Here is a 13,600-nt window from a genome sequence, read left to right as displayed (position 1 = left end):
ATCGCAGGCAAACGGTGTTTGACGTTCAGTCAGGGAAAATTCCGGAAGCGTGACGAAATGCGTGTTCGCCCTGCTCGCACATCAGTGCCTGACGCTACGTCAGAGTGCTTACTGCGCACCGAAGATGTGGATGGACCGCGCCCCACCGGCATACGCTGCCCCCGACGATTCGGAGTCCCTGCACGTTTCGGGAGGCGGCCATCGTGGAGCAGTGGGAGAACGGGCGGCAGCGGCGGCCGTTGTTGGGCCGGCGGCGGGTGTTGGCCTGGCTGGCGGTCGGGACGGTGGCGGCGGTCGGTGGGGGAGTGGTGCTGCGGCAGTCGCTGGCCGGGGCGGAGCCGGCGGCGGGGGCGGTGGGCGAGGGCGGGCGGCGGTGGTCGGATGCCGAGGGGTGGGGCGGGAAGGTGCCCGGGGTGGGGAGTGCCGTGCGGATCACCGACAAGGTGGTGCTGGACGGTGATGCCAAGGTCGGGTCGCTGCTGATCGACACGGGTGGGTCGCTGGTGTTCGCCGGGGACCGGTCGGTGACGTTGGAGAGTGTGGGCAACGTCGAGGTCCGCGGGGTGCTGGCGCTCGCGCCCGATGCGGCGCACACCCATACCTTGCGGTTTCCCGACATCGACGAACGGCGGTTCCAGGGCGGCGGCATGACCGTCGTCGACACCGACACCGGCCTGTGGGTCACCGGCCGCGGCTACCTGCGGCTGGACGGTGCGCCCCGGACGGCGTGGGTGCGGGCCGCGACCGAGCTGAAGGCGGGGGACACCGTACTGAAGTTGGCGGTGGCGCCGGAGGGTTGGCAGGTGGGTGACGAGCTCGCCGTCACGCCGACCGCGCCGCCCGATGCCGAGGGCTTCTCCGATGCGTACGACCTGGTGACGGTCCAGCGGGTGGACGGCCCGAACGTCACGCTGGCCGCGCCGTTGCAGCACGCGCACCCGCGGGTGAGTCTCGGTGGTGGGGCGGTGTTCGGGGCGGAGGTGCTCAACCTGACGCGCAACGTGCGGGTGGAGGGCACCGAGCAGGGGCGGGCGCACGTCCACCTGACGTCCAGCCGCCCGGCCGACGTGCGGCATGCGGTGCTGCGGCGGGTCGGGCCGCGGGCGGTGGGGAAGGAGAGCTGGAACGGGCAGCCCGTGAGTGAGCCGGTGCTCGGGCGGTACGGGTTGCACTTCCACATGCTGCTGGACACCTCGCGCGGCACGGTGGTCGAGGGCGTGGTGGTGCGCGACGCCGGAAGCCACGCGTTCGTGCCGCACAACAGTCACGGCATCACGTTCCGCGGCTGCATCTCCCACAACACCTGGGAGGACGCGTACTGGTGGGACGGCCCGATCGACACCCGCACCCCGCAGGGCCCATCCGACGACATCGCGTACGAGGGGTGCGTCGCCTCCAGGACGGTGTTCGAACCGAATCCGCGCGGCTACCGGCTGACCGGTTTCAGTCTCGGCGCGGGCACCGGCTCCTCGGCGAAGGACTGCGTGGCCGTCGGCGTGCAGGGCGCCACCGGGGCGTCCGGGTACGAGTGGCCGGAGACCAGCGAGGGGGTGTGGACGTTCGAGAACTGCCTGGCGCACAACAACCTGGAGAACGGCATCTTCGTCTGGCAGAACTCCGAACACCCGCACACCGTCAGCCGGTTCGCCGCGTACCACAACGGCGGCTGGGGCATCGAGCACGGCGCCTACCTGAACGACTTCGCCTACCGCGCCTCGGTGCTGTACGGCAACGCCGCCGGCGGGATCGCCGTCCACGCGCTCGGGCGCGACAAGGGCACGGTGTTCGACGGGCTGCTGATCGACGCCGCCGGGAAGTCCGACTACGCGGTGGCCACCCTCAAACACCAACTCGACGGCGAACTCGTCACCCTGACCCGCAGCCGGCTGACCGGCTACCGCAAGGCCGGGGTGGCGTTCCGGGCCACCGGGGACGGGAAGCCCGACGACATCGCGGTACTGGACTGCGAGTTCGGCGACGGCCCCGAACTGTGGCTCGACCCGGACGCGCCCGCGCCCAAGCAGATCCTGTTCCGCAAGGCCGGACAGTCGGAGACGCTCGCGCTCGGCAAAGCCGGCCCCGGACTTGCCGCCGGCCCGTGGAACGCCGCCACCAGCCCTGCCGCCGCGCCCACGCCGCCGCGGCAGGTGGAGCTGCCCGTGCTGAAGTTCACCGACGGCTCGCCGCGAACGGGGCGCGTCACCGGCTGATGGCCGTGGGCACGGGAAAGCGCGACTGCCTGCGGCAGGCTTGATGCCCGCGCGCAGGGCAAAAGCGCGACGGGCGGGAACGCGTCGATGCGCTGCTCCCGCCCGTCGCGGTCCTCGGACGGCGCGTCAGCGCGCCGCGTGCGCCCCCGGCGTGGTGCGCTGCTCGGCGGCGGCCTCGGCGGCCTCCAACTGCTCCGCGGTGGGCTCGGGGAGCGCCGCCAGGTAGCTGGAGGCGATCAGCTGAGCCACCGTCGGGTAGGCACCGATCGGGGCGGCGCTCGGGCAGCCGGTCTCCTCGGCGGCCGCGGCCAGCAGCTCCGGGTCGGCCTCCGGGCCGATCACCAGCGGGGCCAGCGCGGGGCGCCCGCAGCCGGTCGACTTCAGGTGCTCGACGGCCGCGGCGACCGAACCGGGCACGTCCAGCGCGGCCGCGACCACGGGCACGGCGAGCCGGGCGGCCAGCAGCACACCGGTGATGCCGGCCGCGGACGCGGCCTCCTCGCCACCGGTGGTGGTCAGCACCACGCCGTCGGCGGCGGTGGCGATCGCGAACAGGCGGGCGCGGTCGGCGCGGGCCAGGTCCGCCTCGGACAGGCGCACGTGCACGGCCTCGGCCAGCAGCGGGTGCGGGCCCAGCGGGTCCAGCACCTGGGCGCCGGTCTCGGCGGCCGACTTGTGCAGCTCCGGCAGGAACTCGTGCGGCCCCGGAACCAGCGGCACCACCACCGGTGCCGGCTGGCCGGCCTCGGCGGCCGCGTTCAGCAGATCGGCCACCGTCTGGGCGTCCTCGCCGCCCAGGTAAGCGGCCGTCACCTCGATGCCCGGCTGGTCGCCGCGCACGACGGACAGCAGCTCCTCGACGACCGGACGGGTCTCCGGCCCGGCGACGGCCGGAACCGCCAGCACCAGGGCAGGCGAACCGGCCATGATCTCGGGGCGCTCGGGACGGCGGTGGCGCCCCCGCGCACGGGAGCCTGGCGTACGGACGGGCAGTGGCGCGCCCGGGATGGCTGCGGTGCTCATGCGCCGAATCGTAGGACATTGCCCAGCGTGCCTTGCAGCCGGATACCGGGAGTGGGCGGCTTTCCGCTAGGAAGTGACGGTCATCACAGCGGCAGTTGTGACTGGCTGTGAGGCGCGGGGAGGGTGGTGGGTGATTGACAACGCGCTGACGGCTGTGTGCGGACGGTCATGGCGAAGTTGGCGATTCGCCCTGCTGTGTCCGCTTACGCACCGTCAATTGCCCGGTCGTGAAGGGTTGGTGACGGCATTGGCACGTTCTTCTGCACGGGAAATTTCCCATGCTGATGCACGTGCAGCCGAGCTATCATCACGTCAAGTGAGGCATTCGCCAGGGTCTGGGGAGAAAACAATGGGTGAGGCGTACAACGGCATGGCGGCGACGGACCTCGAGGGCGTGGTCTGGCAGAAGAGCGGCTACAGCAACTCGAAGGGCAACTGCGTCGAGTTCGCCGCGCTGCCGAACGGCGACGTCGCGATGCGCAACTCGCGCTTCCCCGACGGGCCGGCGCTGGTCTACACCCGGGCGGAGATCGACGCGATGCTGCTCGGCGTGAAGGACGGGGAGTTCGACCACCTGGGCAACTAGCCCTGACGGTGTGTCGGTGGCCGCACAGACGGGCCGTCGTGGGAGATCCCGCGACGGCCTTCAATGTTTTTTTGGACCGGACGGGCCGGACGGCCCAAGTCGGGAAGGTGGCGGCCGGTTCGGCCGGAGAAGGAGAGGCGCGGGGCGTCAGGCGGAGCGGCGGTGGCGGCCGGTTCGGCCGGAGAAGAAGGGGTGCGGGGCGTCAGGCGGAGCGGCGGTGACGGCCGAGGTTCGGCAACGGGGGTTCGGCGGCGAGCGCCGGCGCGGGGGCGTCGAACAGCGCCCACACGACCTTGCCCGCGCCCGCCAGCGGGTGCCAGCCCCAGGAGTGGGAGAAGGAGTCGACCAGGTGCAGGCCGCGGCCGGACTCCGCCACGAAGTCGGCCTCGCGGGCGATCGGGCCGGAGCTGGACGGGTCGCTCACCGCGCACACCACCTGCGGGGCCCGGTGCACCAGGCTGATCCGGATCGGCAGTGAGCCGACGGCCAGTTGCGGAGTGGTCTGGGCCGGGACGCGGGACGGCTCGCGCTGGCCGAGTGCGTGCCGGAGCGCGTTGGTCACCAACTCGGAAGCCACCAGGGCCACATCGTCGAAGAGCTCGCCGAGGCCCCAGGTGTCGAGGGTGATCCGGGCGAACTCCCGCGCGGTGCGTACGGCTTCGAACCGGGGAGCGAGCGTGCAGCTGACCACATGCGGGTCGGTTGCCAGGGCGGTACCGGTGCTCATGAAGAGCTCCTCCCATAAGGGGGCGGACACGGCGGGACCCATCGGGGTCATGCCGGTCACCTCCGACTCGCTCGGCCGCTCTGCCGCCGCGTCCGACCACTGCGCGCACACGCAAGTACCCAGCGACGCACGGGCGTTGCCGGGACGGGTGTGCGGAATCGCGCTAGCTGTCGACGCGGAGCCCGCGGGGTTGCCAAGGGCGTGCAAGTGCACGTGCACCATGCTCCTCTGTGCTTACGGCAGATGCAAGAGTCGATTCACGTGCAGTCGTGCGATTGGCATATGCATGCACCGGATGCACGTGCAAGATGGTGTCTGCGTGTCAGAAGCGGTAGCCCTGCGCACCACTACCGGCACTCAGTGCGTCCAAGTGATGGCAGACTGTGCAACTGGTCTTTCCCAATGGAGGTTTGGTCAGATGACCACAGTGCAGCCCGGTGGGGGCTCGATGGTGCGCCGCATCCTCCTCGGCTCCCAGCTCCGTCGGCTCCGTGAGGGCTGCGCGATCAGCCGGGAGGACGCCGGCTACGCGATCCGCGCCTCGGAGTCCAAGATCAGCCGGATGGAACTCGGCCGGGTCTCCTTCAAGGAGCGTGACGTCGCCGACCTGCTCAGCCTCTACGGCCTGGGCGGCGGCGCCGAGCGGGAGACCCTGCTCGCCCTGGTCCGCGAGGCCAACAAGTCCGGCTGGTGGCACAGTTACAACGATGTGCTGCCGAACTGGTTCCAGACCTACATGGGGTTGGAGGAGGCCGCCGCGCTGATCCGCACCTACGAGGTGCAGTTCATTCCCGGCCTGCTCCAGTGCGACGAGTACGCCCGGGCGATCTTCGCGCAGAACCGGCCCGTGCTCGCCGACGACGAGATCGAACGCCGGGTCGCGCTGCGCGCCCGGCGGCAGAAGCTGCTCACCGAGGGCCGCGGGCCCAAGCTGTGGGCCGTCATCGACGAGGCCGCACTGCGCCGCCCGGTCGGCGGCCCCGAGGTGATGCGCGCCCAGCTGGAGCACCTGGTGGAGCTGGCCGAACTCCCCAGCGTGGTGCTCCAGGTGATGCCCTTCCGGTTCGGCGCGCACGCCGGTGAGAGCGGCGCCTTCTCGGTGCTGCGCTTCCCCGAGCAGGACCTGCCGGACGTGGTCTACCTGGAGCAGCTCACCAGCGCGCTGTACCTGGACAAGCGCGACGACGTGGACGAGTACGTGCAGGTCATGGAGCGGCTCTGCGTGGACAGTCTGACCCCGCAGCAGACCCTCGACCTGCTCCAGGGCATCCTCAAGAGCCAGTGACGGCAGGGGTTCGCGGTGCCCGGCGGGCTCGGGTGGCTGACGAAACGTCAGTGTTCGGGCCTCGCGCGGGAGTCCGGGCCGCAGTTCGGTATCGGCGCGGTCGAGCGGATTGACCGGCGCCCGGCAAGCTGCCATGGTGACTGCGCCGCCGTCCGGCTTGCCCGGTGGGCCTCGGAACCGGCGGCGCTCCGGCTCCACCAATACGGGGGTTTGGTGGAGCCGGCTCCGACATCTCGGTGGATGACGCTCAGCGCTCCGACAACACCTCCTGCTCCAGCGACCGGTACCGGTAGTCCGGCACGGAGGCCGGCACGGCGGCGGTCTTGCGGCCGTTGCGGCGTACGGCGCCCGTGAGTGCGATCAGCAGGCCGAGCGTGGTGGTGCCCGTCACCAGCAGCAGGGCGGGCCGGTACCCGGCGAGTTGGGCGTGCGCGTCGGTGCCGCTGCCGGTGCCCGCGGTGAGCACCGCGGTGGTGACGGCCAGCACGATCGCGCCGCCCACCTGGAGCGCGGTGTTCACCAGGCCCGAGGCGAGGCCCTGTTCGTCGTCCGCCACGCCGTTGGTGGCGGCCACATTGATGGACGGGAAGCCGAGCGCGAAGCCCGCGCCGATCAGCAGCATGCTCGGCAGCACCAGGCCGAGGAACGAGCTGTGCTCGTCCAGCCGCAGGAAGAGCGCGTAGCCGAGGGCCATCGAGGCGACGCCGACCGGGAGCACCCGCTCCGGGCCGAACCTGTCCAGCAGGCGGCTGACCGAGCCGGCCGAGAGGGCGACGATCGCGCCGCCGGGCAGCAGGCCGAGCGCCGTCTCCAGCGCCGACCAGTCGAGCAGCCGCTGCAGGTACAGCGTGGCCACGAACTGGAAGCCCGCGTAGGAGCCCATCAGCGTCAGCGCCGTCAGATTCGCCCGGCGGACGCCCACGCTGCGGAATATGCCCAGCCGCACCAGCGGGTGCGCGGTGCGCGACTCGATCAGCAGGAAGGCCGCGGCCAGCGCCGCCACCAGCAGCAGCGAGCCGATCGTGCGCAGCGACAACCAGCCCGCGCCCTGCGCCTCGGTGACCGTGAAGACCAGCAGCAGCACGGCGGCGGTGCCGGTGATCGCACCCGCTATGTCGTAGCCGCCGGAGCTGCGCTGCTCGCCGTGCTGCCGGGGCAGCAGCTTGATACCGGCGAGCAGGGCGATCAGCGCGATCGGGACGGGCATCAGGAACGTCAGCCGCCAGCCGGCCGACGTCAGCAGCCCGCTGATCACCAGACCGAGCGAGAAGCCGGCGGCGGAGCAGGTGGTGTAGATGGACAGCGCGCGGTTGCGGGCCGGGCCCTCGGCGAACGTGGTGGTGATGATTGAGAGGCCGGCCGGGGCGGTGAACGCGGCGCTGACGCCCTTCAGGAAGCGGGCGCCGATCAGCAGCGGGCCGCTGTCGACCAGGCCGCCGAGCAGCGAGGCGCCGGCGAACACGGCCAGGGCTATCAGGAACACCCGGCGGCGGCCGAGCAGGTCGGCCGCGCGGCCGCCGAGCAGCAACAGACCGCCGTAGCCCAGGACGTAGCCGCTCACCACCCACTGCAGGGCGGAGTCGGAGAGGTGCAGGTCGGTGCCGATCGAGGGCAGGGCGACGCCCACCATCGAGACGTCGAGGGCGTCCAGGAACATGGCGGCGCAGAGCACCACCAGGGCGCCCCAGAGGCGTGGGGTCCATCGCGTGTCGGTCATGGCACCGTACGCTACATGCATGTGCATGGGATGCAAATGCATTTAATGCAGCTGCAACACATGCGTACGCATGTGCTAACGTGGCGGCGTGACCGACCTAGATCCGGATCGTGACCCTGCGGCGGAGACTGCGCTGGCCGAGAAGTGGCGCGCCGTGCTGGCCAGCCATGCGGCCACGTCCTGCGCGATAGACCGTGAGCTCGGCGAGGCCTTCGGAATCGGCGTCAGCGAGTTCGAACTGCTGGAGCGCCTCTGGGAGTTCGAGCAGGAGGAGCACCTGACGGGCTCGCGCGCCCAGGTGCTGTCCGGCAGCGTGCACCTCAGCCAGAGCGCGTTCTCCCGGCTGGTCGCCCGGATGGAGAAGTCCGGCCTGGTGCAGCGCTCGATGTGCGCGGACGACCGCCGTGGCATCTTCATCACGCTCACCGACGAGGGCCGCGAGCGCTACCGCAAGGCCCGCCCCGTGCACCGCCGGATCCTCGCCGAGACGCTCGGCCAGTAAGGCCAGTAAGGCCAGTAAGGCCAGTAGGGCCAGTAAGGCCAGCGGGGCGACGGACGCTCAGAGCAGCGTCGACAGCCCCGGTGCGGCCGCGATCAGCGCCGCCGCCACGGGAGCGGCCAGCGCCGCCAGCGTCCAGCCCAGCCGGGCCCGGCGCGGGAGCCGGGGCTCGCCCAGCAGCAGCCGGTCCACCCGGGCGGGGGACTGCGCCAGCTGCCGCGGCGGGCAGGACGCGAACACCTCACTGTTCAGCTCCGCCAGCGCCAGCGCGGTGGTCACCCGCCCGTGCCGGCGGGCGGCCCGGTCGTCCGCCGCCAGTTCCGCCAGCACCGCCACCTGGTCGCGGAACTCGGAGAACACCCCCACCCCCGGAAAGCCCGTCGCCAGCGCCTGCGCGCACTGCGCCAACCAGTGGTGCCGGGCCCGGACATGGCCCCGCTCGTGGCTCAGCACTGCCGCCAGTTCCCGGTCCGACAGCTGCTGCAACGCCCCCGTGGTCACCACCAGCCGGGCCCGCGGTCCGGGCAGCGACCAGGCCTGCGGCCGGACGTTCTCCAGCACCACCAGCGGCTCCTTGGCCGCCCGCCGGCGCGGCAGCAGCGAGGCCGGCAACTCCGGCGCCCGCCGCGCCAGTTGGGTGTGACGGTGGCCGCGCTCCGCGCGCGCCGAACGGATCTCCCGGGCCAGCGACAGCGCCGTCCACACCCCGCCCGCCGCCAGCACCGCCGCCGACAGCCGGCCCCAACCCTCGCGGCCCGCCAGGCCGTACGCCTCCACCACCCCGTCCGGGGCGCCCGAGAAGACCACGTCCCGCCAGGCCGGAAGAGCGGCCGCACTCGCCAGCAGCAGGCTCAACCCGCAGCACAACAGCACCGCGACCACCAGCATCTGCCACACCAGCAGGGCCAGCACCGGTTCTCGCTCGGGCCAGCGGGCCCGGGCCAGGCGGCTCGGCGCCACGGTGGCGAGCAGCAGTCCGAGCAGGAGCAGGCTCAGCAGTGCCGTCATGGCAGGGGCTCCCCGAGGCGGGATTTCGAGGCGCGGCGGTGCGCCTGCCCCCCAACCTATGCCGCCTCACGCCCACGGGGAACGGCCGGGTGCCTCCAGTGACCAACACCACGCCGCCACAGGGTTTCGGACGCCCCGTCAGCCACTCGGGGCGGAGCCAAAAACGGCGGTGGTTCACATGGTCAGCAGCATCGCGAACATCCCGATCCCCATCGCGGCCCGGCAGGCCCGCGGCAGCGGCGCCGCCACCGTCGCACCGTCCGCCGCGATCACCCGGCTGCCCTCCCACAGCGCGTACCCGCCGAAGTACACCAGCAGCAGCCCCGTCACCATCGGCAGCCCGGCCGGCTCCCCGTGGTGGCCGGCGTGCCCGCCCGGTGCGCCGGCCGTCATCGCCAGCGCCATGTACGCCATCGCCAGCGCGCCGATCCCGTGGTGCAGCCGGTGCGCCCGCCGCCCCGCCCCGCGTCCGGCCAGCGCGCCCACCAGCAGTGCCGCGGCCAGCAGTGCGTACGGCCAGCCCCAGGCCACGCCCGGCAGCAGCGCCATCCCGGCCATGCCCAAACCCATCGCGGCCTCCAGCAGGTCCGACTCCCGGCGGGCCGGCCGGTCGTCCCCGCAGGACGCGTCCTGCCGTCCTTGCCGCACCCGCCACCCGCAGTAGCCGCCGCTTCCCGTGGCCAACGCGGCCAGCAGCCAGTTCACCAGCGCCGGACCGTGCATCGCGTCCCCCTCCGGCCGGATGTGCGCCCACCCCACGATCACCGACCCCGACCGGGCGCAGCAGGGCGTGAACGGGGGCGCACCGAGGCTCGGCCGGGCCCGTGCCGGGCGTGCGAGCGGCCCCCGGCGCGGGCGGCGGTGACGGACTGGTGGTCCCCGGTGGCGGTCCGTTCGGGGGAGGGGCAGGGTCGGGCGTACCGGAAGCGACGCCGGATCTGTCCGTTTCATCCATCACGTCAGGGAGCGGAGCCGATCGCGCTACGAACCGGAGTGTCCGCCGTCAACTTGCTCTTGAGCCGGAAGACCTTTCGCGTTTAACGTGGTCTTGTCGAAATAACTCCTGTCGAAGTGAGCCTGAGATGCAGAATCTTTCGCCGACTCTCGCGGCTGCGGGTGACGCCCCCACCGCCGACCTCGCCGCGCACCCGGCCTGGCTGCGCCTCAAGGACGCTGTCGAGGCCCTCCGGCCCCTGCAGTCCAAGGACGGCTCGATCGACCTCGCCGCCGTGCCGCGCCCCACCGTCGACCCGCTGGTCGAGACCGTGCAGGCCGCCGTCGCCGAGCTCGCGCCGTACTTCCCGCACGACGCCGAGTACCTCGCCGCCGTCCGGGCCGACCTCGGCAAGTGGGCCGACACCGGCTACCGGGAGCCCGACTTCCTGGACTCGCTGCTGGCGTTCCGCCCCGAGGAGCACCGTGTCGACGGGATCGGTCACCTGGTGGTCTTCCCGATGTACACCCAGAACGGCAACCCGGACCGGAACCTGGAAGCCGTCCTGCTGAAGGTCGTCTGGCCCGAGTGGATCGCCGAGCTGGAGCGCACCCGCTTCGACAACCCCGGCTACCTCGGCATCACCTTCGACGACTTCACCGCCGGCTACGACACCAACTCCGCGGTGCTGTTCCCCGAGACGGTGGCCGTCCGCGAGGCGCCGTCGCGCTTCACCTGGGGCGGCATCTTCTGCGACCGCGAGGCCGCCCGCTTCCGCACCGTCTCCACTAGCGCCGTCCGCCAGCTCGGCCTCGAGATCCCGGCCGACGCCGAGAGCCTGCTGCAGGACCAGGACCGCACCCAGCAGACCTTCGTCCTGTGGGACCTGGTCCACGACCGCACCCACAGCCACGGCGACCTGCCCTTCGACCCGTTCATGATCAAGCAGCGCAGCCCGTTCTGGATGTACGGCCTCGAAGAGCTCCGCTGCGACCTGAACACCTTCAAGGAGTCGGTCAAGCTGGAGGCCGAGGGCTACACCCAGGGCCGCGACGTTCAGTACGCCGTCCTGTTCGACCGGATGTTCCGCTTCCCGGTCACCGGCGACCGCGTCCGCAACTACGACGGCATGGGCGGCCAGCTGCTCTTCGCCTACCTGCACAAGCACGACGCGCTGCGCTGGCGCGACAACCGCCTCACCATCGACTGGTCGCGCGTCGCCGACGTCACCAACCAGCTCTGCGCCGAGATCGAGACCCTCTACCGCGAGGGCATCGACCGCCCCAAGACCGCCCACTGGATCGCGGCCTACCAGCTGGTCTCCAAGTACCTCACCCCGCACCCCGCCTCCACCTGGGCCAAGGGCCCCGAGGCGCTCCCGCTCGACATCGGCGACGACAAGGCACTGCGCAAGGCGCTGTGCGACGCCGTCCACCCCGACGAGTTCCCGCTCAGCATGTTCTTCGAGGCCCTGGCCAAGAAGCTCAGCCGGGTCATCGCCGACACCAAGGGCATCACCAGCGCCGACGTCGAGGAGATCGCCGCGTGACCACCGCACCCAGCACCGACAACGGCCGCCCGCTGGCCGGCAAGGTCATCGCCGTCGCCGGAGCCAGCGGCCCCGCCGGCCAGGCCACGCTGCGCCGGCTCGCCGCCGACGGTGCCACCGTGATCGGCGCCGACATCGACCAGCAGCGCCTCGACAAGGCCATCGACGGCATCCGCACCGCCGTCCCCGGAGCGAAGGTCACCGGGCAGGTCATCGACCTGCTCGACCCGCAGGGGGTCCACGACTGGGCCGACCACCTCGAAGCCGAGCACGGCCACGTCGACGGCCTGATCCACCTGGTCGGCGGCTGGCGCGGCAGCAAGAGCTTCTTCGAGACCCGGATAGACGACTGGGACTTCCTGCACGACACCGTCGTGCGCACCCTCCAGCACACCTCGCTGGCGTTCCAGCCCGCCCTGCTGCGCAGCCCCGCCGGCCGCTACGCCATGGTCTCGGCCGCGGCCGCGCACAAGCCCACCGGCGGAGGCGCCGCGTACGCCGCCGCCAAGGCCGCCACCGAGGCCTGGACCCTCGCCATGGCGCACTCCTTCGTGAAGGAGACCACCGCCGAGGACGGAACCCCCACCGCCGCAGCTGCCATCCTGGTCATCAAGGCCTTGGTCAGCCCTGAGATGCGTGCCGAGAAGCCGGACGCCAAGTTCGCCGGCTTCACCGACACCGCCGACCTGGCCGCAAACATGGCGAGCCTCTGGGACCGCCCCGCAGCAGAACTGAACGGACAGCACCTGTGGCTGACAGCCCGATGACCACCCCCTTCGGCCCGACCGACGCGGTGCGGCACCACGACCCCGCCGTGCGCGGCTTCGCCAGCGACAACTACGCCGGCGTCCACCCCGAGATCCTCGCCGCGATAGCCCTGGCCAACGACGGCCACCAGGTCGCCTACGGCGAGGACCAGTACACCGAGCACCTGCAGACCGTCTTCCGCCGCCACTTCGGCGACCGGGCCGAGGCGTTCCCCGTCTTCAACGGCACCGGCGCCAACGTGGTCGCGCTCCAGGCCCTGCTGCCGCGCTGGGGCGCGGTGATTGCCGCCGCCAGCGCGCACATCAACGTCGACGAGTGCGGCGCGCCGGAGAAGATCGCCGGCATCAAGATCCACACCGTCCCCACCCCCGACGGCAAGCTCACCCCCGAGCTGATCGACCAGCAGGCCTGGGGCTGGGGCGACGAGCACCGCGCCCAGCCGCTCGCCGTCTCCATCACCCAGTCCACCGAACTCGGCACCCTCTACACGGTCGACGAGGTCCGCGCGATCTGCGAGCACGCCCACGAACGCGGCATGCTCGTCCACATGGACGGCTCCCGGCTCGCCAACGCCGCCGCCTCCCTCGGCGTCCCGTTCCGCGAGTTCACCACCGACGCCGGCGTCGACGTGCTCTCCTTCGGCGGCACCAAGAACGGCCTGCTGCTCGGCGAGGTCGTGGTCGTCCTCAACCCCGAGAAGGTCCGCGACCTCAAGTACCTGCGCAAGATGTCGATGCAGCTCGCGTCGAAGATGCGCTTCGTCTCGGTCCAGTTCGAGGCCCTCCTCACCGGCGACCTCTGGCTCCGCAACGCCGGCCACGCCAACGCGATGGCGCTCCGCCTGGAAGCCGCCGTCCGCGAGATCCCCGGCGTCACCGTCGTCCGCCCCGTCCAGGCCAACGCCGTCTTCGCGCTGCTCCCGCGCGAGGTCAGCGAGCGCCTCCAGAAGCACTACCGCTTCTACTTCTGGGACGAGCACACCGGCGAGGTCCGCTGGATGGCCGCCTTCGACACCACCGAGGCCGACATCGACGCCTTCGCCGCCGCGATCGCGGAGGAGATGGGGCGTCAGGGCTGACGGCTCTGCTCTGCCTGTTCTGCGCGACGGCCGGTTCGGAAGGCAACTTCCGGGCCGGCCGTCGGCGTCTCCGCGGTGGGCCGGCGACGGTGGCGCCGGAGGAGGCGGGCAGGTGTTTGCGCCTGGGGCGGATCCGGCGTAGTGTTCACTGGTCGCTCGGCAGGGAGCACCGGACACGCAATCTGTGTGGACGGTCCCGGGGCGGCCAATCCCTGA

General features: G+C 71.8%; 12 protein-coding genes. 7 read left to right on the top strand and 5 right to left on the bottom strand.

Annotated elements, in window-relative coordinates:
- Window positions 1-203: 203 nt before the first annotated feature.
- Complete coding sequence (locus ACFYST_RS34220; RefSeq protein ID WP_387868139.1) at window positions 204-2,210, top strand: hypothetical protein; 2,007 nt, start codon at window positions 204-206, stop codon at window positions 2,208-2,210.
- Between the two features lie 126 nt (window positions 2,211-2,336).
- Here ACFYST_RS34220 and ACFYST_RS34215 read toward each other — a convergent pair whose 3' ends face one another.
- On the bottom strand, window positions 2,337-3,233 hold the full coding sequence (locus ACFYST_RS34215) for a hypothetical protein (RefSeq protein ID WP_387645056.1): 897 nt from the start codon (window positions 3,231-3,233) through the stop codon (window positions 2,337-2,339).
- 349 nt (window positions 3,234-3,582) lie between these two features.
- On the opposite strand from ACFYST_RS34215, the gene ACFYST_RS34210 reads away from it, so the two are divergent.
- Window positions 3,583-3,819: a DUF397 domain-containing protein gene (locus tag ACFYST_RS34210; RefSeq protein ID WP_387645053.1), complete on the top strand. Its 237-nt coding sequence runs from the start codon at window positions 3,583-3,585 to the stop codon at window positions 3,817-3,819.
- Between the two features lie 202 nt (window positions 3,820-4,021).
- On the opposite strand, the gene ACFYST_RS34205 is transcribed toward ACFYST_RS34210, so the two are convergent.
- A complete protein-coding gene (locus tag ACFYST_RS34205) occupies window positions 4,022-4,546 on the bottom strand; it encodes an ATP-binding protein (RefSeq protein WP_387645051.1) in 525 nt (174 codons plus the stop codon).
- Between the two features lie 418 nt (window positions 4,547-4,964).
- On the opposite strand from ACFYST_RS34205, the gene ACFYST_RS34200 reads away from it, so the two are divergent.
- A complete protein-coding gene (locus tag ACFYST_RS34200; protein WP_387645049.1) occupies window positions 4,965-5,831 on the top strand; it encodes a helix-turn-helix domain-containing protein in 867 nt (288 codons plus the stop codon).
- Window positions 5,832-6,078: 247 nt separating this feature from the next.
- On the opposite strand, the gene ACFYST_RS34195 is transcribed toward ACFYST_RS34200, so the two are convergent.
- Window positions 6,079-7,548 carry an MFS transporter gene (locus tag ACFYST_RS34195; protein ID WP_387868138.1) on the bottom strand — a complete coding sequence of 490 codons (1,470 nt, stop codon included), beginning with the start codon at window positions 7,546-7,548 and terminating at the stop codon, window positions 6,079-6,081.
- A gap of 88 nt (window positions 7,549-7,636) precedes the next feature.
- On the opposite strand from ACFYST_RS34195, the gene ACFYST_RS34190 reads away from it, so the two are divergent.
- Window positions 7,637-8,050 carry a MarR family winged helix-turn-helix transcriptional regulator gene (locus ACFYST_RS34190; RefSeq protein WP_387645043.1) on the top strand — a complete coding sequence of 138 codons (414 nt, stop codon included), beginning with the start codon at window positions 7,637-7,639 and terminating at the stop codon, window positions 8,048-8,050.
- A gap of 57 nt (window positions 8,051-8,107) precedes the next feature.
- Here the strand turns inward: ACFYST_RS34190 and ACFYST_RS34185 are convergent, their stop codons facing one another.
- Window positions 8,108-9,055: a M56 family metallopeptidase gene (locus ACFYST_RS34185; RefSeq protein WP_387645040.1), complete on the bottom strand. Its 948-nt coding sequence runs from the start codon at window positions 9,053-9,055 to the stop codon at window positions 8,108-8,110.
- Window positions 9,056-9,229: 174 nt separating this feature from the next.
- On the bottom strand, window positions 9,230-9,778 hold the full coding sequence (locus ACFYST_RS34180; RefSeq protein ID WP_387868137.1) for a DUF5134 domain-containing protein: 549 nt from the start codon (window positions 9,776-9,778) through the stop codon (window positions 9,230-9,232).
- 359 nt (window positions 9,779-10,137) lie between these two features.
- On the opposite strand from ACFYST_RS34180, the gene ACFYST_RS34175 reads away from it, so the two are divergent.
- From ACFYST_RS34175 to ACFYST_RS34165, 3 genes are read left to right on the top strand one after another with little or no spacing between them, the layout of a single operon-like run.
- Complete coding sequence (locus tag ACFYST_RS34175; RefSeq protein ID WP_387645035.1) at window positions 10,138-11,538, top strand: DUF6421 family protein; 1,401 nt, start codon at window positions 10,138-10,140, stop codon at window positions 11,536-11,538.
- Window positions 11,535-12,305 carry an SDR family NAD(P)-dependent oxidoreductase gene (locus ACFYST_RS34170; protein ID WP_387868134.1) on the top strand — a complete coding sequence of 257 codons (771 nt, stop codon included), beginning with the start codon at window positions 11,535-11,537 and terminating at the stop codon, window positions 12,303-12,305. Before ACFYST_RS34175 ends, ACFYST_RS34170 begins: the two co-directional genes overlap by 4 nt.
- Window positions 12,302-13,384: a threonine aldolase family protein gene (locus ACFYST_RS34165; protein ID WP_387645944.1), complete on the top strand. Its 1,083-nt coding sequence runs from the start codon at window positions 12,302-12,304 to the stop codon at window positions 13,382-13,384. Before ACFYST_RS34170 ends, ACFYST_RS34165 begins: the two co-directional genes overlap by 4 nt.
- Window positions 13,385-13,600: the final 216 nt, after the last annotated feature.

The sequence above is a fragment of the Kitasatospora sp. NPDC004614 genome (assembly GCF_042873675.1).
Classification (GTDB): domain Bacteria; phylum Actinomycetota; class Actinomycetes; order Streptomycetales; family Streptomycetaceae; genus Kitasatospora.
This window is presented reverse-complemented; position numbering and strand designations above follow the sequence as displayed.